The sequence below is a fragment of the Bradyrhizobium sp. SZCCHNGR1005 genome, from assembly GCF_032489995.1.
Taxonomy (GTDB): domain Bacteria; phylum Pseudomonadota; class Alphaproteobacteria; order Rhizobiales; family Xanthobacteraceae; genus Bradyrhizobium.
On record NZ_JAUEZC010000001.1, the window covers coordinates 1294789 to 1313025 of the forward strand.

Annotated in this window: 21 protein-coding genes; 7 read left to right on the top strand and 14 right to left on the bottom strand. The window is 65.0% G+C overall.

What is annotated here, in order from left to right; genetic code table 11:
- Positions 1–18 precede the first annotated feature (18 nt).
- The 3 genes from QXZ85_RS05895 to QXZ85_RS05905 form a co-directional block, all read right to left on the bottom strand.
- Entirely contained in the window at positions 19–1215 is a 1197-nt protein-coding gene (locus tag QXZ85_RS05895) for an efflux RND transporter periplasmic adaptor subunit (RefSeq protein WP_316173263.1), read from the bottom strand.
- A gap of 250 nt (positions 1216–1465) precedes the next feature.
- Positions 1466–1711, bottom strand: a complete 246-nt coding sequence (locus QXZ85_RS05900) for a hypothetical protein (RefSeq protein ID WP_315701165.1) — start codon at positions 1709–1711, stop codon at positions 1466–1468.
- A gap of 61 nt (positions 1712–1772) precedes the next feature.
- Positions 1773–2537 carry a DUF899 domain-containing protein gene (locus tag QXZ85_RS05905; RefSeq protein WP_315701166.1) on the bottom strand — a complete coding sequence of 255 codons (765 nt, stop codon included), beginning with the start codon at positions 2535–2537 and terminating at the stop codon, positions 1773–1775.
- A gap of 84 nt (positions 2538–2621) precedes the next feature.
- Here QXZ85_RS05905 and QXZ85_RS05910 point away from each other — a divergent pair, with 84 nt between their 5' ends.
- Together QXZ85_RS05910 and QXZ85_RS05915 are read left to right on the top strand one after the other, a co-directional pair.
- Positions 2622–3842, top strand: coding sequence for a helix-turn-helix domain-containing protein (locus tag QXZ85_RS05910; protein WP_315807006.1), 1221 nt, complete (start codon positions 2622–2624; stop codon positions 3840–3842).
- Positions 3843–3874: 32 nt separating this feature from the next.
- Positions 3875–4510, top strand: coding sequence for a PQQ-binding-like beta-propeller repeat protein (locus QXZ85_RS05915; RefSeq protein ID WP_315701168.1), 636 nt, complete (start codon positions 3875–3877; stop codon positions 4508–4510).
- A 144-nt stretch (positions 4511–4654) separates the two neighbouring features.
- Here the strand turns inward: QXZ85_RS05915 and QXZ85_RS05920 are convergent, their stop codons facing one another.
- Positions 4655–5755, bottom strand: a complete 1101-nt coding sequence (locus QXZ85_RS05920) for a hypothetical protein (RefSeq protein WP_315701169.1) — start codon at positions 5753–5755, stop codon at positions 4655–4657.
- A 225-nt stretch (positions 5756–5980) separates the two neighbouring features.
- Between QXZ85_RS05920 and QXZ85_RS05925 the strand changes: the two genes are divergently transcribed.
- Positions 5981–6802, top strand: coding sequence for a sugar phosphate isomerase/epimerase family protein (locus QXZ85_RS05925; RefSeq protein ID WP_315701170.1), 822 nt, complete (start codon positions 5981–5983; stop codon positions 6800–6802).
- A 27-nt stretch (positions 6803–6829) separates the two neighbouring features.
- Here QXZ85_RS05925 and QXZ85_RS05930 read toward each other — a convergent pair whose 3' ends face one another.
- From QXZ85_RS05930 to QXZ85_RS33725, 3 genes are all read right to left on the bottom strand, one after another.
- Positions 6830–7003, bottom strand: coding sequence for a hypothetical protein (locus QXZ85_RS05930; protein WP_315701171.1), 174 nt, complete (start codon positions 7001–7003; stop codon positions 6830–6832).
- Positions 7004–7207: 204 nt separating this feature from the next.
- The gene (locus QXZ85_RS33720) at positions 7208–7768 is read right to left on the bottom strand and encodes an FAD-dependent oxidoreductase (RefSeq protein ID WP_410052834.1); all 561 of its coding nucleotides are present in this window, start codon (positions 7766–7768) and stop codon (positions 7208–7210) included.
- Positions 7692–8096, bottom strand: coding sequence for an FAD-binding protein (locus QXZ85_RS33725; protein WP_410052539.1), 405 nt, complete (start codon positions 8094–8096; stop codon positions 7692–7694). Before QXZ85_RS33725 ends, QXZ85_RS33720 begins: the two co-directional genes overlap by 77 nt.
- 312 nt (positions 8097–8408) lie before the next feature.
- On the opposite strand from QXZ85_RS33725, the gene QXZ85_RS05940 reads away from it, so the two are divergent.
- The gene (locus QXZ85_RS05940; protein ID WP_315701172.1) at positions 8409–8603 is read left to right on the top strand and encodes a hypothetical protein; all 195 of its coding nucleotides are present in this window, start codon (positions 8409–8411) and stop codon (positions 8601–8603) included.
- Positions 8604–8678: 75 nt separating this feature from the next.
- Here QXZ85_RS05940 and QXZ85_RS05945 read toward each other — a convergent pair whose 3' ends face one another.
- From QXZ85_RS05945 to QXZ85_RS05970, 6 genes are all read right to left on the bottom strand, one after another.
- The gene (locus tag QXZ85_RS05945; protein WP_316173261.1) at positions 8679–10169 is read right to left on the bottom strand and encodes an ABC transporter substrate-binding protein; all 1491 of its coding nucleotides are present in this window, start codon (positions 10167–10169) and stop codon (positions 8679–8681) included.
- A gap of 32 nt (positions 10170–10201) precedes the next feature.
- Complete coding sequence (locus tag QXZ85_RS05950; RefSeq protein WP_409997787.1) at positions 10202–11248, bottom strand: ABC transporter ATP-binding protein; 1047 nt, start codon at positions 11246–11248, stop codon at positions 10202–10204.
- Between the two features lie 2 nt (positions 11249–11250).
- Positions 11251–12252: an ABC transporter ATP-binding protein gene (locus tag QXZ85_RS05955; protein ID WP_316173259.1), complete on the bottom strand. Its 1002-nt coding sequence runs from the start codon at positions 12250–12252 to the stop codon at positions 11251–11253.
- Between the two features lie 3 nt (positions 12253–12255).
- On the bottom strand, positions 12256–13149 hold the full coding sequence (locus QXZ85_RS05960) for an ABC transporter permease (protein WP_409997824.1): 894 nt from the start codon (positions 13147–13149) through the stop codon (positions 12256–12258).
- Entirely contained in the window at positions 13146–14096 is a 951-nt protein-coding gene (locus QXZ85_RS05965; RefSeq protein WP_316173257.1) for an ABC transporter permease, read from the bottom strand. Before QXZ85_RS05965 ends, QXZ85_RS05960 begins: the two co-directional genes overlap by 4 nt.
- 138 nt (positions 14097–14234) lie before the next feature.
- Positions 14235–14441, bottom strand: a complete 207-nt coding sequence (locus QXZ85_RS05970; RefSeq protein WP_315742966.1) for a DUF2934 domain-containing protein — start codon at positions 14439–14441, stop codon at positions 14235–14237.
- A 65-nt stretch (positions 14442–14506) separates the two neighbouring features.
- On the opposite strand from QXZ85_RS05970, the gene QXZ85_RS05975 reads away from it, so the two are divergent.
- Positions 14507–15241, top strand: a complete 735-nt coding sequence (locus QXZ85_RS05975; RefSeq protein ID WP_315701179.1) for an SDR family NAD(P)-dependent oxidoreductase — start codon at positions 14507–14509, stop codon at positions 15239–15241.
- A 12-nt stretch (positions 15242–15253) separates the two neighbouring features.
- Here the strand turns inward: QXZ85_RS05975 and QXZ85_RS05980 are convergent, their stop codons facing one another.
- Positions 15254–15583, bottom strand: coding sequence for a hypothetical protein (locus QXZ85_RS05980; protein ID WP_315763715.1), 330 nt, complete (start codon positions 15581–15583; stop codon positions 15254–15256).
- 268 nt (positions 15584–15851) lie between these two features.
- Between QXZ85_RS05980 and QXZ85_RS05985 the strand changes: the two genes are divergently transcribed.
- The gene (locus tag QXZ85_RS05985; RefSeq protein WP_315767209.1) at positions 15852–17255 is read left to right on the top strand and encodes a GH1 family beta-glucosidase; all 1404 of its coding nucleotides are present in this window, start codon (positions 15852–15854) and stop codon (positions 17253–17255) included.
- Positions 17252–18235, top strand: coding sequence for a glucokinase (gene glk / locus QXZ85_RS05990; protein WP_315767208.1), 984 nt, complete (start codon positions 17252–17254; stop codon positions 18233–18235). The genes QXZ85_RS05985 and glk overlap by 4 nt, the downstream gene beginning before the upstream one ends.
- Positions 18236–18237: the final 2 nt, after the last annotated feature.

Genomic DNA, 18237 nt, shown 5'->3' on the forward strand with positions numbered 1-18237 from the left:
GCCTATTGATTGTCGCCGTCAGGTCCCGCTCGACGCCGGATGTGGCGCCACCTTGGCACCCACGCGCGCACGCTGGATACCGTCGATGATGACGCGATCCTCCGCCTTCAGGCCTTCGCGGATCACGCGTCGACCCTCATCGAGCGGACCGAGCGTGACTGGCCGCGCCTCGACCGTGTCGTCGTCCTTGACCACAAAGACGATCTTGCGCGACTGGTCGGTGGCAACAGCAGTGTCCGGAATCAACAGCGCCTCATAAGGCAAGGAGCCGATCAGGCGGACGCGGCCGAACTGCCCGGGCAGGATCGAAAGATCCTTGTTCTGGATCACGGCGCGGCTGCGCAGCGTGCCGGTCGAGACGTCGAGCCGGTTGTCGAGGAAATTGACCGTACCGTCATGCGAGGGCTTGGTCTCGCCCGTCAAGGTGACCTGCACCGGATTCGGCGTGTCGCGTGAGCTCGGACGCTTGCCCTCGAACCAGAGCCTGGAGTTCTTCTGATAGGTCGCCTCGTCCATGTCGAAATAGATGTAGATGGGATCGAGCGTGACGATCGAGGTCAGCAGCGTCGAGGTGCCGGTGTCGCTACCCTGGATGAGATTGCCGGCGCTGACCAGATGCCGGCTGACCCGGCCCGTGATGGGCGCCAGCACATGGGTGAATTCGACGTTCAGCTTGGCTGCCTTCATCACGCCCTCGACCTGGGTCTCCGCCGCCTGCGCCGATTGCAACGCCTGACGGCGCTGGTCGACCACGGAATCGGACACCGCCTGGGTCTTGTTGAGCGTCTCGGCGCGGTCAAATTCGCGCCGCGCCAGCTCGGTCTTGGCCTTGGCGTCCGCGAGTTGGCCCTCGGCCTGCTCGGCCACCGCCTCGAACGGCCGTGCATCGATCACATAGAGCAGATCGCCGGCATGGACGATCGCGCCGTCCTGGAACTCGACCGAGGTGATATAGCCACCGACCCTGGCGCGCACCTGCACCTCTTCCACCGCTTCGAAGCGGCCGGTGAACTCGTCCCAGTCGGTGACCGTACGCTTGACCGGCTGAGCCACGGTGACAGGTGGAGCAGCGGCCGCCTGAGGCGGCGGCTGCTGCTCGCCACAGCCGGTGAAAGCGGCCGCGAGGCAGAGCGTTAAGATGTTGAGCGTCCTCCTAAAACCAACGAAATTGTCGGTTCGCTGCGGCGTGGCGGACGACAAGCGACTGGTGCACATCGACGCGTATTCCCCGGGAGACGTGCGGAGCATAACACGCAATCACGTCATCGGCCTTCAAAATCGACCGCATCTAATTCGCTGCCCAAGTTGAAGGACGCCCATCATCTCTCAAAGGCGGGTTCCATGGTCCGCACCTCCGCTGAATTCGTCGTCCTCGATGAACACTGGCGGAAGATATCCGATTGAGGCGTCGAAGGTTGCGACGCAGGCCCGCTATCCAAAATCGAAAGGCACGGCCGGCGGCCCTTCATGGCAGATACTGCGCTGCGGCCGCGATCGAGCGGCGGCCGGTACGCCACCAAGCAGCAAGCCTGAACCACGGCGCCAAGTGAAAGACGCTCATCAGCACGTACATCAGCAGCATCGGATTCATGATAGCTCCTTCTCGGGACGCTAGGCACATCGGGTCCGGCGCGCTCGCGCCGGGCACGCAGGTCGCGAGCGCCATGATCGCGAAGGTGGGCGCGGCGGCGAGGCTGAGCCAATCGGCCATGCCGGGCTTTGCTCTGGTTGCAGTTGACGATTGTTCCATCGATCTGCCGCCTCTGCCCGTATTACGATTGCACGCCGTATTCGTCACGGCGGCGCCACCACATGCCCTGCTCGTTGCGTCCCTTCGGCGCGCGATCGAGCCATTGATAGCTGCCCCATAGTCCGTCGAGACCGCGCGCGTAGGCCGAATAGGTGTGGTAGACCGCGCCGTCTTCGCTAACGAACGCGCTCATGCCGGGGCGATCGCGCATGAAGGTGGCGCCATCGGTTCCGCAGGCGGACGCCACCCGCGCGACCATCGGCGGCACATCCGCTGCTGTGCGGGCCGGAGTCGGCTGGTAATTGTACTCGGTACCGCCCTTGAGCTGCTGCTCCTCGGTGGTCGAGACGTTGAAGTCGAAATTGAAATCGCTGCTCGCCGAGGAGGCCCACGGGAAAGACCAACCCATCCGCTTCTTGTAGGCCTTGAGCTTGGCGAGTGGTGCACGCGAGACCGCCCACAACATCACGTCGTGCTGCGCGAGGTGGACTGCGAAGCCGTTGAAGCCGTCGGCGATCATCGAACAGGATGGACAGCCGGCCGCAAAATCCGGCCCGAACATGAAGTGATAGACCAGGAGCTGCGAACGTCCCTGGAACAGATCGGGCAGCGAGGCCGGGCCATCATCGGTGTCGAAATGGTAATCCTTGTCGACCCGAACCCAGGGCAGCGCCTGGCGCCGCCGCGCCAGCGCATCGCTCTGCCTTGTCAGCTCCTTCTCGGCCTGCAGCAGTTCGAGCCGTGCTGCCAGCCAGTCTTCGCGTGTTCCCGTAAGGTGTGTGGCCATGGCGTGATCCTTTGAATGTTGATCGCGAGTTACGTTAGGATCGGCCCCGGCACAGGTGGGAGTTACAAGTGTGACGGGATTTGCATGGACTCGCTGATCACGGCCGCGGCGCTGGCGCTGGCCTCGGGGGATGCGCTCGGGGCGCTGAACCGGGTGGCACTGCGCGAGGATGCGCCGGCGCTGGCGTTGCGTGGCATCGCCATGGCGCGGCTCGGGGATTTCGTGCGAGCGAAGGCGCTGCTGCGACGCGCGGCCGGCGCGTTCGGCCCCAGCGAAGCGGTGGCGCGCGCGCGCTGTGTGGTCGCCGAAGCCGAGATTGCGCTCGCCTCGCGCGATCTGCGCTGGCCGACCAAGGCACTGGAAGCCGCGCGGGTGATGCTCGACAAGCATGGCGACCGGCTCAATGCCGCGCATGCGCGCAGCCTGGAAATCCGCCGCCTGCTTCTGATCGGCCAGCTCGACGAGGCCGAGCAGCGCCTCGCCCAACTTGACCCGGCGCCATTGCCGCCGGCCTCGCGCGCGATCTACGAGTTGATCGTGGCGGGACTTGCGATGCGACGGCTGCAGACCAAGGCCGCGCGCGCCGCCCTTGAACGCGCCGACCATGCCGCACGACGCTCCAGCATCCATGAACTGATCGCGGAGATCGAGCAGGCCTCACATGCTTTGGCTGCGCCCGCGGCGCGATTGATCTCGCGCGGCGAGGACCAGCTCTTGCAGCTGGCCGAAGTCGAAGCCCTGCTTCGCTCCGATGCGCTCGTCGTCGACGCCTGCCGGCTTGCCGTGCGTTACGGCCGTGTTGTTATTAGTCTTGCACGGCGGCCCGTTCTGTTCGCGCTCGCGCGGGCGCTGGCCGAGGCATGGCCCAACGACGCGCCGCGAGCCGCGCTGATTGCACAGGCGTTCCGCGGCAAGGAGGCAGACGAGTCGCATCGCGCGCGGCTGCGTGTCGAGATCGGACGGCTGCGGCAGGCCTTGCAGCCTCTGGCCGAGGTCGCAGCGACCAAAGTGGGCTTTGCGCTGTTACCGATCCGTGTGCAGGATGTGGTCGTATTGACGCAGCCGATCGAAGACGAGCATGCGGCCGTGCTGGCCTGTCTCGCCGATGGCGAGGCCTGGTCGAGCTCCGGCCTGGCGCTTGCGCTCGGCTCCAGCCAGCGCACCGTGCAGCGCGCGCTGGACGAACTGCTGCTCGCCGGCAAAGTGCAGGCCTTCGGGCACGGACGGGCGCGGCGCTGGACCAGCCCGCTGCTGCCGGGATTCGCGACGACCTTGTTACTCCCCGCCGCGCTGCCGGCGGAATAGCATCCTTGCATTGAGATCACAGGAGCGGACAGATGAAGCCACGAGCGGCGGAGATCGTCAGGGAATACGGCCCGTTTGGGGAGGCCGCACGGGTCGGCGGCGTCACCTATGATGGCCGGAACGTCTGGTTCGCAGCAGGAGATGCATTGAAGGCATTCGACCCGGCCGATGGTTCGGTGCAGCGTTCGCTGGACGTGCCCGCGCATGCCGGGACCGCGTTCGACGGCCGGCATCTGTTTCAGATCGCCGAAAGCCGCATCCAGAAGATCGATCCCGCGAGCGGCGAGGTCGTGGCGACGATCCCAGCACCGGGTGGCGGCGGCGATTCGGGCATGGCCTGGGCCGAGGGGACACTCTGGGTCGGCGTGTACCGCGAGCGCAAGATCCATCAGATCGATCCGGACACGGGCAAGATCTTGCGCACCATCCCCTGCACGCGCTTTGTCACCGGCGTGACCTGGGTCGATGGCGAACTCTGGCACGGCAGCTGGGAAGACGAAGCCGGCGCGTTGCGCCGCATCGACCCGCAGAGCGGCGAGGTTCTCGATCAGCTCGACATGCCGGAGGGCATCACTGTCTCCGGGCTGGAGTCCGATGGAAAGGATCAGTTCTACTGCGGCGGCGGCAGCAGCGGCAAAGTGCGCGCGGTGCGGCGGCCAAGGCGGTAGCCGCGCGGCGACGTGATCATTGAACGGCTAGCCATGCACAGACTCGGTATTTCGCCTGTGCCTGCCGTCTCGGAAACGTTTGCGCGAATGGCAGAGCGTGCGGCAAACCAAACCGTCTCCTGTTCGGAGGCAAGCGCCGCAATCTCACTGACCGATCGAGCTATACGCGGCCTTGCGGAAGCCGGCATTGGCCTCCTCGCGCTGCGCCCCTTGCGGCTGCTGGCCGAGCGCCTTGGTCGGCGTCACGACCGAGAAGAGGATGAAGCCGCCGGCCTTGCGCGGGAAGATGAAATATTCGGCGATATCGGACTTCGCGCTGTCCTCGCATGAGGACATGCCACGGAACACGACCTGGCTGTCGACCAGCTCGCTGTTGCGCGCCGAGATGAACTTGCCTTTGCAGTCCCTGGCGTCATTACCGACGATCGTAGCGGCGACCTCAAGCCCGTCGACGTTGCGCTCCGGCGGCACGATCCGGACGAAGCCGGTCGCGTTGTCGGCCTTCCAGGCTACGCCGCTCGACGTCAGCCACACCGGCGCCTCGCCGCGGCTCAGGATCGAAGGGTGCGACAGCGCGGCCTTGAGGATGAAGTTGGAGGCGATCTGCATCGCCTCCAACTGCAACTCGGCCGACCCCTCCTGCGGTCGGGACGGCTGCAGGCTCGATGCCGAGGTCGGCGGCGCTGCCGGCCGTGGCGCTGCATTCGCCTGCCCTAGGTTCACGGTGAAGTTGGTCGCTGCAGCCAGCCCACCTTCATTGACCGTCTTTGCGCATTTGACGAGCGAGGGGAGCAACACCGCGGTGCCGTCGAGGCTGAACTGAAACAGATTGCCTTGCGCGAAAGCGGACATGGTTCGTGCCGCGCGGAAACTTTTAACCAGCGCGGAATTGATCGGCATCGGCACCGCGACCATGTTGGTCGACAGAACGGTGCCAGCGACGTTGAAGCTGTTACGACCATCGAAGCTCAGCACGATCGGGAATTTCTGACCAGGCGTAAGCGTCCAGCTCGGATGGATGAAGGCAAGCGCCCATTCATAGGTCTTCGACACCACGACGCTGAAGGTGATGCCGCTCGCATAACTCGCCCCCGCGATGCAGCTGGTGAATTCACCGGTCTTGTCGTCGGTGTAGGCTCCGCCCGACCACCCTGCCGTCGAAATCGAGCCGTAAGGACCTCGCGCATGGGCGGGATACACCAGGGCCAGCATCACGAACAGCAACGTCGCAAGTCGAGCGCCCACAGCTGCCCTCCCCTTTTCGACACGATATTACCGCATTGTTGCTAAACTGACGCCTACGTCAAGTAGCGCGGCCGACGATCTGACTACTCGAGCGATTCGGTTGCAAATGCGCGCGGACCCGGGCAAGGAAGCGCCCCGATATCCACTCCATCCGTTTCACCAGACCGTCATCGAACCGAGCTAGCGGTCGCGCTTCGCTCAGACGATCGTCAAGGGATCAATGACATGTCCGCACCGCTGCCATTGCTGGGCGCCGCGCTCTCCGTCAAATCCATTCCGGCGCACCGCGACTGGCTGCTCGAGCGCCAACGCGATCTCGAGATTCAGGATTTTTCCCGCGCCGAGGTGCTCGATGGCGATTGGCGCGCCGTCGCCAGCGAGATCAAACGGATGCTCGATGGCCATACCGGCCGGCGCGGCATCCATGGCCCGTTCTGGGGTTTCAAGATCGACAGCCACGATCCCCTGATCCGCCGCGCCGTGACCAAGCGCCTGCTGCAAGGGCTCGAAGTCGCCGAATTCCTCGGTGCGACCCAGATGGTGATCCACTCGCCGTTCACGACCTGGGACCACAACAATTTCGACATGACGCCCGAGAGCCGTCAGGACCTCGCCGAGCGCGTTCGCATCACGCTCGCCGACGTCGTCGCGCGCGCCGAGCAGTCGAACTGCGAGATCGTGATTGAAAACATCGAGGACAAGGATCCGAGGGACCGCGTCAATCTGGCCAAAGCGCTCGGCAGCGCCAAGGTGCGCGTCTCGCTCGATACCGGTCACGCCAACTACGCGCATCATTCCACCGGGGCGCCGCCGGTGGATTATTATGTCGAGGCGGCCTCCGACATGCTGAGCCATGTGCATCTGCACGACAGCGACGGCTATGCCGACCGGCATTGGGCGCCGGGTGAAGGCAATATCGCTTGGACTGCGGTTTTCCGAGCGCTTGGCCGGCTGACCTCCAACCCGCGCTTGATCCTCGAGCTTCGCAACCACGACCATGTGCGCGCGGGCGCGGCCCATCTGACGGCACTCGGCCTCGCCGAATAAGGCCGCAAGTCGCCGCCCTTCCCCCGCTCAACATCGGGCCACGATCAGCCCTTCGTTTGCGTGCAATTGCACCGGGCCGTCGGAGCTCATGCCGCTCAGGAGAGTGCTGTTTGCTGGGACCACCGAGACTGTATCGATCATGTCCCCCTCGGTCCTTTCAAGGCTGATGGCAGCCACGACGGTCTCGCCGGCCAGCGACATCCATCGCTCCGCCGCCTGCAGCCAAAGATCGCGGCGCGACGGATCGCATTCGGCTTCCTCACGGCAGCTCGTGGCCGCCACCCAACATGCCGATCTTCTGTCCATCATCCATGCTGTGGCCGGTCCTTGTCCGCGGCATTAACCTAAGCTGCCCTCGCGCGTGATTTGATCGAGGCCGATCCGTTCGAGCTCCTCTGCCCGCTCTCAGGCATATCTCATCGGCAGCGAGTGGTGGGCGTGACAAGCGGCGACCGCAGCATGCCCGAAGGCGACCGAGATCTGGTGCAGATCGGTCACGACGTCGCCGATGCCGTAGAGGTGATCGACATTGCTGCGTTGCTTATCGTCAACCTTCAGGAACCCGTCCGACGTATGGCTCACCCCGAGTTGAACCGCGAGCTCGGAGCGGACATCGGCCCCATCGCGGGATAGACGATGTCGAAACGCTCGCGGGTGCCGTCGGCCAACACCGCCTCGATGCCCCCCCTCTTTTCTTTGGAGGGCAACGAGGCAGGGGGCAACCTGCACAGCGGCATCGGCAAGCTGCTGGACCCCGGCTTCGTCGCGGACGTCGTCGGTGGGGACCAGGATGACTTCGGCGCTATACACCCGCATGAACAACGCCTTGCCGATCGCGTGGCCGAACGGCCCGACCACCGCGATCTCGCGCCCGATCTCCTCGAACGCGTCACAAATCGAACAATAGCGCAACTCGCCGCGCCTGACGGCGTCCACCCATTCCGCCAGCCGCGTCTGCTTGTCCATGATCCCCGTCGCCAAGACGACCCGCTGCGTCTCGATCACGCCGCTCGCGTAAGAGGCCAGCAATGGCCTGCCATGCCGTTCCAGCGAACTGACGAAGCCGCGAATGATGGGAACCCCGAGCCCGATCACCTGCTGTTCCATCCGTGCGAGCAGTTCGCGGCCCGGGAATGCCGTCGGGAAATCCGGGCAGATTATGGCTGCGAGGAATCAGGGCGGCGCGCGAGGCACCGCTGTCGACCACCGCGACGTTGCGACGGAAACGCGCCAGATAGATCGCAGCCATCAGACCGGCCGGCCCGCCGCCGATGATCAGCACCTCAGTATGCATATGACCTTCGCATGGGGTTCACAGGACGCCGGATGCGCTCGACGTCGCCCCCGGTAAAGTCTCTGAAACCCAAGAGATTCGAGAGGGAAAAGTTCTTGCCGACAATGGAATTTGCAGCTTGCCGCCGTGTTGATCACGGCACCGGACGGAAGCCGCTGCCACTCGGACCGGAACCGCTTCACGGGCGGAATCCACAGGGAACTCGCACCCGGTGCGGAACTTTTTACGGGGTTGGGAACTTTAACTTATGACGCTGCCCGGGGGGCGCGTCCGTGTGATGTTATGAACGTTGTGAAGTGATGAGGGGCGTCGATGAGGTTTGTGAATTCGACCGACGAGAGTTTGTTGGCATACTACGAAAGTGTCCGCAAACAGGTCGCTGCTGATAGCCGGATCGGCGGGCCCTACCGCTTGATCGGAGAGCGCGCCAAGCAATATGCGACCGAACTGCAGGCCGAGATGCGACGGCGGCAGATGCGGTTCACGCCGATCGAGTGGCCGCACTGATCCCCGCCCCTTCGTCTCGAAGCTGAGGCGGGCGCGGCGGGCACTCCTGCCGCATCCGCCCCTCGCCTCCTAACGTTATTCCCAGGCCCAGCTGGAAAAATCGTTCTCGAACTGCGGAACGTCCTTCCACAGGCCTTTCAGCTTCTTGTTGGCGATCGTGATGAATTGCGGCTGGTACAGGAAACCAGCGGCGGCATCGGTGGCCAGCATCCGCTGCGCATCGCCCAGCAGCGTGGCGCGCTCGGCCTCGTCGGCCGTGGCGACGATCGACTGATAAAGCTTGTCGAAAGCGTCGGAGTGATAGCCGAAATAGTAGTTGCTCTCGGTGAACTTCACCAAATCGAACGGCTCGACATGGGAGACGATGGTAAGGTCGAAATCGTGCGGGCCGTTGAAGACCTGCGCCAGCCAAGCCGCCCATTCCAGGTTCTCGATCTTGGCGACGATGCCGACCTTGGCGAGTTCTGCTGCGAGCACCTCGCCGCCTTGCCGCGCATAAGGCGGCGGCGGCAGCCTGAGGCTGAGCTCAAGCGGGGTCTTGATGCCGGCCTCCGCCAGCAGCTTCTTGGCCTTCTCGGGATCGTAGGGATTGATGCCGGTGGTGTCGACATAACCCAGTGAGCCCGGAACGTAGAAGCTGCCGATCGGCGTCCCGAGACCGTCGGCGGCGCCCTCGATCATGGCCTTGCGATCGATCGCGGCAAGAATGGCGCGGCGGACGCGGACATCGTCGAGCGGCTTCTTCTTGTTGTTGATGGTGACAATGGTTTTCGCCTTGGAGCCACCGATCAGCACCGAGAAGCGCGGATCGGCCTTGAACTGCGCCAGGCTGCGGCCCGCGGACACGCGCGGAAACGCATCGACATCGCCCGACAGCAGGCTCGCGACCTGCGCCGCGGGATCGCTGATGAAGCGGATTGTCACCTTGGAAAGCTTGATTGCGCGCGCATTGCGATAGTCCGGCCATTTATTCAAGGTGATTGAAGAGCCCTTGGCCCAGGTGCCCAGCGTGTAAGGGCCCGTACCGACCGGCTGCGTCGCGTCGGTGGCGACGCTCTTCGGCTCGACGATCGCGGCCGTCGCCTGCCCGAGCAGGAACGGCAAATTCGGCTCGGCATTCTTCAGCGCGATCACCACGGTGTCCGCATCGGCTGCGGTGACGGACTCAAAGCCCTGGAACAGCGCCTTGTCCTTGTTGGTGCTGGCAGGCGCTGCCGCGCGGTCGAAGGAGAACTTCACCGCAGCGGAATCGAACGGCTCGCCGTTCTGGAATTTGACGCCCTTGCGCAGCTTGAACGTATAGCTCTTCAGGTCGGGCGAGGCCTTCCAGCTCTCGGCCAGCAGCGGCGAGACCGACGAGTCCTCGCTGATCTTGGTCAGCGTCTCATAGATGTTATAAAGTGTGACTTCCGCGATCGCCGCGGCCGCCGCACTGGTCGGATCGAGCCCGGTCGGCTCCAGCGTCATGCCCATGATGACACTGTCTTTCTTACTTTGCGCCAACGCGGGCAGCGACGCAGCCGCCAACGCGGCGGCGATGATGGCGGTCGATAGTTTCTTCAACATCGGTTCTCTCCCCAGAGGATCAAAACTACCCATCAATGCCGATGCGAGACAAGGGCTTCGCCCGCCTCGACCGGCGCCGGCTGCGCCAGCACCGCCTCGGCTTTGTGACATGCCGCAAGATGTCGAGCGCCGATTTCGCGCAGCGTCGGCGCGTGTTCGCGGCAATGCCCGTCCGCAAGCACACAGCGCGGGGCATAGGGACAACCGGCCCTGCCGAGCGCCTGCGATCCAACGACCGGCGCTTCGCGGCGCGGTCTGATGGCTCCGGCCCGCGCGCGCGGCACGGCATCCAGCAGCGCCCGCGTGTAGGGATGCGCGGCGCGCGCGAACAGATCCTCAGGGCATCCCTGCTCGACGATCTGCCCGAGATACATCACCGCGACCTCATCACAGAGATAGTCGACCACTGCAAGATCGTGGCTGATCAGGATGAAGCTCAAGCCGAAATGCTCCTGCAGGTCCTGCATCAGGTTCAGCACCTGCGCCTGGACGGACACGTCGAGCGCGCTGACCGGCTCGTCGGCGACGATCAGCTTCGGCCGGGTGATCAATGCACGCGCGATCGCGATGCGCTGCCGCTGCCCGCCGGAGAATTCATGCGGGTACTTGTCCATGTCGGGCTCGCGCAGGCCGACCTCGCGCAGCACGGCGGCCACGCGCTCGCGCGTCTCGGCACGATCCAGCCGGCCAAGCGCGCTCAGCGGTTCTGCGACGATGCGCCAGACCGTCTGCCGCGGATCGAGCGAGCCGTACGGATCCTGAAATACCATCTGGACGTCGCGCCGCGCCCGGCGCAATTCCTCGGCCGAAAGGCGGTTGAGGTCGCGTCCCAGCAGCCGGACCGAGCCCGATGACGGCCGCTCCAGCGCCATCACCAGCCGCGCGAAAGTCGACTTGCCGGAGCCGGATTCGCCGACGATGCCCAGGCTCTTGCCGGCGTTCAAGCTGAGCGAGACCCCGTTCAGCGCATTCACCTGGCCCGGCGGGCGGAACAGATTTTCGCGCGGCAGCTTGTAGCGTTGCCCAAGGTCGTTGACCTCCAGCAGCGGCGGCTCGGAAGGTGGTGACTGCTCCGTGATGCTCACGCCCCCGCTCCTGCCATCGCCGCATCGGTCCTGATGCATCGCGCCCCGTGACCCGCGCCGAGATCGACAGACGGCGGCAAGGCCGCGCGACACGCATCGACGGCGAGCGCGCAGCGATCCGCAAACGGACAGCCGGGCGGCAGGTCGACCAGCTCCGGCACGGTGCCGGGGATCGTGCTCAGCCGCTCGCCCTTTCTGGCGCCAAGCCGAGGCCGCGCGCGAAACAGCCCTTGCGTATAAGGATGCGCCATGCGCGTAAAGATCGCATCTGTTGCTCCGCTCTCCACCACCGTGCCGCCATACATCACCATCATGCGCCGGACGTTCTCGGCGATGACGCCGAGATCGTGGCTGATCAGGATCAGCGCCATGCCGCGTTCCTCGACGAGGCCCGCAATCAGATCGAGGATCTGGCGCTGGATCGTGACATCGAGGGCCGTGGTCGGCTCGTCCGCGATCAGCAAATCCGGTTCGCAGGCGAGCGCCATCGCGATGGTGATGCGCTGGCGCTGGCCGCCGGAGAACTGGTGCGGATAGGCGTCGACGCGCTTGGCCGCATCGGGCAGGCCGACGCGATCGAGCAGTGCGATCGCACGGTCGCGCGCCTCCGCAGCGGTACAGCTGGTGTGCTTGCGCAGCGGCTCGAACACCTGGCGCCCGATCGTGTGCATCGGATTGAGCGCCGTCATCGGCTCCTGGAAGATCATACTGATGCGATTACCGCGGAGCGCACAGTAATCGCGATCCGGCAAGCCGAGCAGCTCGCGGCCCTCGAGCCGAAGGCTGCCGCTGACAACAGCGCGCTCCGGCAACAGGCCCATCAGCGCGAGCGCGGTGATCGATTTACCGGACCCGGATTCGCCGACCAGTCCCAAAGTCTCGCCGCGCTTCAATTCAAATGAGACCTCGCGTACCGCCTGCGCCGGCCCGCGGGCGGTGCTGAGCCTGATGCCGAGATTGTCGACCTCGAGCAGAGGTGCCTTGCTTGCTGCGCTCACGGTTCAACGCTCCCGCGCCAGTCTGGGATCGAGCAGATCGCGCAGCCCGTCGCCGAGCAGATTGAGACCGAGCACCGCGACTGCGATCGCCATGCCGGGATAGACCGCGAGCATCGGCGATTGGAACAGCAGACTCTGCGCGTCGTTGAGCATGCGGCCCCAGGACGGTTGCGGCGGCTGGGTGCCGAGGCCGAGATAGGACAGCGCGGCTTCCGCCAGGATGGCGAGCGCGAACTGGATCGTGGCCTGCACGATCAACACCGACATGATGTTCGGCAGCACGTGCTCGATCGTGATACGAAAGCGTCCCTTGCCGGAGGTGCGGGCCGCGAGCACGAATTCGCGCACCCAGATTGCGCCGGCCGACCCGCGGGTGACACGGACGAATACCGGGATCTGGAAGATCCCGATCGCGATGATCGACGTCACCATGCCGGGACCGACCACCGCCGCCAGCATGATCGCCGAGAGCACGGCGGGAAAGGCGAAGGTGAAATCGGAGAGGCGCATGACGAGTTCGTCGGTCCAGCCCCTCTGTGCCGCGGCCGTCAAGCCGAGACAGACGCCGAAGCTGAGCCCGATGCCGACGGCGATGATGCCGACCAGGATGGTCGCGCGCGCCCCCACCAGCAGCAGCGAGACGATATCACGCCCGAGCACGTCGGTGCCGAGCCAGTGCGCCAGAGAGGGTGGCTGCAGCTTTGCGGCAATGTCGAGATCGTAGGCCGACCACGGCGTCCACAACAGCGAGAGCAGCGCAGCACAAAGCACGAGCAGGCACAGCACGCCGCCGGCGACGAAGCTCCGGTGGCGCAGCGCGCGACGCCAAAATCCGTTCCGTGAAGTCGGACGGCTGATCGTCACGGCGCCGGAAGCCAAAGGCGAGAATGACGTCACAGCTCGTGAACCTTGATGCGCGGATCGATGACGGCATAGAGCACATCGACCACGAAGTTGACGATGATGACCATCGCCGCGAGCAGCATGACGCAGTTGCGCACCACGATCAGGTCGCGATTGGCGATCGACTGGAAGATCAGCCGGCCGAGTCCCGGCAGATAGAACACGTTCTCGATGACGATCGTGCCGGCGAGCAGATTGGCGAATTGCAGGCCCATCACGGTCAGCACCGGAATCATCGCATTTCGCAGCACGTGTTGCCAGAGCACTTCGCGTCTCGTCAGTCCCTTGGCGCGCGCCGTGCGCACGAAATCCTCGCGCAGCACCTCGAGCACCGCCGAGCGCGTCACGCGCGCGAGGATCGCGGCCTGAACCACCGCCAGCGAGATCGCCGGCAACAGCAGCGACTTGATGCCGGACCACAGCCCGTCATCCCAGCCGGCAAAGCCGCCCGCGGACAGCCATTGCAGTTTCACCGCGAACAGCAGGATCAACAGGATCGCGAACCAGAAATTGGGCAGCGCGATCCCGATCTGGGTGAGCGACATCACCCCGACATCGCCGAGCTTGTTGTGGTTGGCCGCGGTGTAGATGCCGGCCGCCAGCGCCAGTACCGTGGTGAGTGTCATCGCCATGATCGCAAGCGGGATGGTGAGAACCAGCCGTTCCGCGATCAGGCCGGCGACCGGCGTGCCATAGGCATAGCTGTTGCCGAGATCACCCCCCACCATGCCGCCGAGCCAATGCGCGTAGCGAACCACGAGCGGCTGGTCGAGCCCCAGCTTGACCGCAAGCGCGCGCACCGCGTCAGGCGAGGCGTCGGCCCCCATCAGCATCTGCGCCGCATTGCCCGGAAGAGCGTCCAATATCAGGAAAATGATCAGCGACGCGCCGACCAGGGTCGCAACCAGGGTCAGAAATCGTCGCAGCAGGAATACGCTCATCCGAAGTCACGAAGCCTTCATCATCGTGGCGGCACGATCCACGGGATCGCGGCCCGATGCAAGCAATCTCAACGCGCATGGCGCCAACCACACGTCTGACACAACAGGTATGGCCGGTCAGCCCGGGGAGCTGATCGGTCAGAGATTATCCGGCGTTTTCAGCTCGTGGCGGACCCGCTCCTCCTTGATCTGCCGCTCCGCCTCCAGCCAGAATTCCGCGTCGCGGCCTCTCGGGCGGCCGGCCTGCTCCCAGAGCTGATGGGCGCGGGTTCTGATCTCCTGGTCGTCCATGACGGTCATCATCTGCTCCTGCATCTTGCGGCCCTCACCGAGATTTGCGGCCAAGTCGGCACTCCCCGGCGTTAAAGCTCGGCTTCCCATCAACGCGCGAAACAGTCCTGGAGACAGTCATGGCCGATCAATTCCTTCGCGGGCGCAGCGCTCTGGTCACCGGCGGCTCGCGCGGCATTGGCGCTGCCATCTGCCGCGCCCTGGCCGAGGCCGGCGCGTCCGTCGCCATCAACTACCGGAACCGCGCCGATGAGGCCGAACGGCTGGCGGCAGAGCTGAGTGACAAGGGCGTCCCTGCCGCGGCCCTTCAGGCCGATGTGTCGGTGGCTGCCGCCGTTGCCGATCTGGTCGCCGCGGTGGACGCCAAGCTCGGCCCGGCCGACATCCTCATCAACAATGCCGGCATTGCGATCACCCGCGCCGTCGAGGAGCTCACCGAGGCCGATTTCGACACCACGATTGCGGTCAATCTGAAATCGGCATTTCTCTGCACCCAGGCCGTGCTGCCGGGGATGCGGGCACGCCAATGGGGCCGCATCGTCAACATTTCCTCGGGCGCGGCGCGCGGCGCCGGCGCGATCGGTCCGCATTACAACGCCTCGAAGGCCGGGATGGAGGGGCTGACGCGCGGCTACGCCGCCCGACTGGTCAAGGACGGCATTACGGTCAACGCGGTCGCGCCATCCCTGATCGCGACCGACATGATGAAGGAGCAACAGGCGCTGGTTTCGCGCATTCCGCTCGGCCGCTTCGGCCTGCCGGAGGAAGTCGCCAAGGCCGTGATGCTGCTGCTCGACAATCCCTATATGACGGGCCAGACCATCGCGATGAGCGGCGGCATGGCGTTCAATTGACACGCCTCGAAATCAGCCTGCGACCGCGCCGAGCAGAAGGCTGACCTGGCCGTTGCCCCACAACGGCAGCAGCACCCGCGACAGCTCGCGGCCCGACGCTTCGGTCAGCCGCAGCAGGGTCGGCTCGCCCGCCTCCACCGTGGCGCTGGCCTGCGCGCGCAGATAGCTGAGTTCTGAGTTCGGGGCGATCTCGTCGAGGAACGAACCTTGGCTCACCGCCGGCAGTCCTGCGCTGGCGAATTCGAAGCGGAAGCGCTCCGGGCCGGTGAACACCTGCAGCAGGAAGACCTTGCCCAGCAGCTTTTCCAGCGCCGGAAGTGCGAGATCGTCGGCAAAGGGCATGCCGTTTTCAGCGCGCCTCAAGCCTCGCCAGAGCGCGTGCAGGGGTTCGAGCTTCTCGTCCAGGCGACCGGGAAGCGGGAGCGGATTGCGACACAACATGAATCTTGAACCTCTTGCATGATAGCCGCGCCTCGCAAACACACGCGGCTCCTGAAACTGAGCCTATGGGCCTGACGTCAGGGCGTGTTGATCCTGGTCAATGGGTGGTTCCGCAGCCCCGGCATCATGACCCGGTGAGATCGGCCATGACGTGCAGGCAAGTTTGGAAATGACCATCAACATCGACAGAACTCGACACCCTGGCGCCGCCGCCCCGTCACAGCGCGGCTTTCTCTGGGGCGCCTCGACGTCGAGCTATCAGATCGAAGGTGCGGCGCATGTCGATGGTCGCGCCGACAGCATCTGGGATGTCTATGCGCGTCCGCCCGGACGGGTGAAGAACAACGACAGCGGCGAGGTCGCCTGCGATCATTATCATCGCTATCCCGACGATGTCGCGTTGATGCGGGAGCTTGGCCTGAATGCCTACCGTTTCTCGATCGCCTGGCCGCGCGTGCTGCCGCAAGGCCGCGGCGCTCCGAACGAAAAGGGCCTCGCCTTTTACGACCGGCTGATCGACACCCAGCTCGCAGCCGGGATCGAACCCTGGATCTGCCTCTATCACTGGGATCTGCCGCAGGCGCTCGATGATCTCGGCGGCTGGCAGAACCGCGATATCGCCGGCTGGTTCGCCGATTACGCCGCGCTGATCGCGAAGCGCTATGGCGACCGGGTCAAACACTTCGCCACCTTCAACGAACCATGTGTGTTCACGCTGTTCGGCTATGGCTTCGGCTGGCACGCGCCCGGGGTCGCCGACAGAGCCGCGCTCCACAAGGCGATCCACCATGTCAATCTGAGCCACGGCAAGGCGATCGACGTGTTGCGCGCGAGCGTGCCCGGGGCACGGCTCGGCGCCGTCCACAACCGCCAGCCCTGCTATCCCCGCACCAAGAGCCCGGCCGACGCCGCGGCTGCGCTGCGGTTCGCCGAATATTGGAACGACGCATTCCCGCTGCCGCAACATTTCGCCTGCTATCCCCCGACCCTCGCCGAGGCGGTTGCCCCCTACGTCCAGCCCGGCGACATGGCGCAGATCGCCCGTCCCCTGGACTGGTTCGGCCTCAACCACTATTCGCCGCACTACATCAAGGCCGACAGCAACCTGATCGGCGCCAGCTTCGGCGCGCCGCCCGATGACGTGCCGCGCACGGCGATCGGCTGGCCGATCGTGCCGGACGCATTCCGCGATACCCTGCTCGACATTCACAAACGGTTCCAGCTGCCGATCTATGTGACGGAGAACGGTACCGCCGCTGACGACACGCTTGATGCCGCGGGCGGCGTCCAGGACGACAGCCGCATCGCCTACCTGAAGGCCTATACGGAGGCGATGGCACAGGCGATGGCGGCTGGCGCCGATGTGCGCGGCTATTTCGTCTGGTCGCTTCTGGATAATTTTGAATGGGGCTCGGGCTATTCACAGCGCTTCGGCATTATCTATGTCGACTTCGCCACGCAGCGGCGCATTCCCAAGGCATCTGCGCGGTGGTATGCGGACATGATTGCGGCGCAGCGGGCCACTAAAGGTCGCTCTGTCCGCACCAACCGGGTGGAAGCGGCTGAGGGATGAGCGATCACGTTCTTCTGGGCGATATCGGCGGAACCAATGCGCGCTTCGCGCTGATGAGTCATGGCGCAATTGGGCCGATCGAGCATCTGAAGGTCGCCGACTTTCGCTCCATTGCCGACGCCATCACATCGTTTCTATCGCGATGCGCCGCGGGAGCCTCGCCCACCGCCGCCGTGCTCGACGTTGCGGCGACGATCGAACAGAATCGCGGCGTTCTCACCAACAGCCATTGGACCATCGACGGCGCCGAACTCGCGCGGCAATTCAAGCTCGCCTCGGCAAAGCTCCTGAACGATTTCGAGGCCGTCGGCTGGTCGCTGCCGGCGCTGCAACCGGCCGACCTCTTTCCGCTCGGTGGCGGACGGGCTGCGGCCGGCGCGCCGATGCTGGTGCTCGGTCCTGGAACCGGCTTTGGTGCCGCCTGTTATCTGCCCGGCGATGGTCACCCCGTGGTTGTCGTCACCGAAGCCGGCCATGTCACTTTGCCGGTGACGAGCGAACGCGAGGCCAAGGTCGTCGCCAAGATGCGCGAGCGTCTTGGTCATGTCTCGGTCGAGCGCGGCGCGCTGTCCGGCATGGGCATCGAACACATCTACCAGGCCATTGCCACGCTCGATGGCGTGACGGTGCCAGAGCGCGAGGCTGCAGCCATCACGCATAGCGCGCTCGACGGCAGCTGCACGGTCTGCCGCACCACCCTCGACATGTTCTGCGGCTGGCTCGGCGCCGTCGCCGGCAACCTCGCGCTGACCTTCTGCGCACGCGGCGGGGTCTATATCGCGGGCGGCATCGCCCCGCGCTTTCCGGACTATCTGGCGCGATCGGACTTCCGCAGCCAGTTCGAGAGCAAGGGACGCTATGATGCGTACTTGCGAGCCATCCCCGCCTATATCGTCACCCGGCCGGACATCAGCTTCCTCGGCCTGAAGTCCTATTTCGAGACGGCCGTTATGGCCAAAGCCGGGGCGACGGTCCGCTAAGC

Excerpts from the sequence above, each read along its gene's own strand:
- QXZ85_RS05940 (WP_315701172.1), top strand. The coding sequence starts at position 8,409 with ATGAGGTTTGTGAATTCGACCGACGAGAGTTTGTTGGCATACTACGAA.
- QXZ85_RS05925 (WP_315701170.1), top strand. The coding sequence starts at position 5,981 with ATGTCCGCACCGCTGCCATTGCTGGGCGCCGCGCTCTCCGTCAAATCC.
- QXZ85_RS05895 (WP_316173263.1), bottom strand. The coding sequence starts at position 1,215 with ATGTGCACCAGTCGCTTGTCGTCCGCCACGCCGCAGCGAACCGACAAT.
- QXZ85_RS33720 (WP_410052834.1), bottom strand. The coding sequence starts at position 7,768 with ATGGACAAGCAGACGCGGCTGGCGGAATGGGTGGACGCCGTCAGGCGC.
- QXZ85_RS05975 (WP_315701179.1), top strand. The coding sequence starts at position 14,507 with ATGGCCGATCAATTCCTTCGCGGGCGCAGCGCTCTGGTCACCGGCGGC.
- QXZ85_RS05985 (WP_315767209.1), top strand. The coding sequence starts at position 15,852 with ATGACCATCAACATCGACAGAACTCGACACCCTGGCGCCGCCGCCCCG.
- QXZ85_RS33725 (WP_410052539.1), bottom strand. The coding sequence starts at position 8,096 with ATGCATACTGAGGTGCTGATCATCGGCGGCGGGCCGGCCGGTCTGATG.
- glk (WP_315767208.1), top strand. The coding sequence starts at position 17,252 with ATGAGCGATCACGTTCTTCTGGGCGATATCGGCGGAACCAATGCGCGC.
- QXZ85_RS05900 (WP_315701165.1), bottom strand. The coding sequence starts at position 1,711 with ATGGCCGATTGGCTCAGCCTCGCCGCCGCGCCCACCTTCGCGATCATG.
- QXZ85_RS05930 (WP_315701171.1), bottom strand. The coding sequence starts at position 7,003 with ATGTCGCTGGCCGGCGAGACCGTCGTGGCTGCCATCAGCCTTGAAAGG.
- QXZ85_RS05945 (WP_316173261.1), bottom strand. The coding sequence starts at position 10,169 with ATGTTGAAGAAACTATCGACCGCCATCATCGCCGCCGCGTTGGCGGCT.
- QXZ85_RS05980 (WP_315763715.1), bottom strand. The coding sequence starts at position 15,583 with ATGCCCTTTGCCGACGATCTCGCACTTCCGGCGCTGGAAAAGCTGCTG.
- QXZ85_RS05965 (WP_316173257.1), bottom strand. The coding sequence starts at position 14,096 with ATGAGCGTATTCCTGCTGCGACGATTTCTGACCCTGGTTGCGACCCTG.
- QXZ85_RS05910 (WP_315807006.1), top strand. The coding sequence starts at position 2,622 with ATGGACTCGCTGATCACGGCCGCGGCGCTGGCGCTGGCCTCGGGGGAT.
- QXZ85_RS05915 (WP_315701168.1), top strand. The coding sequence starts at position 3,875 with ATGAAGCCACGAGCGGCGGAGATCGTCAGGGAATACGGCCCGTTTGGG.
- QXZ85_RS05905 (WP_315701166.1), bottom strand. The coding sequence starts at position 2,537 with ATGGCCACACACCTTACGGGAACACGCGAAGACTGGCTGGCAGCACGG.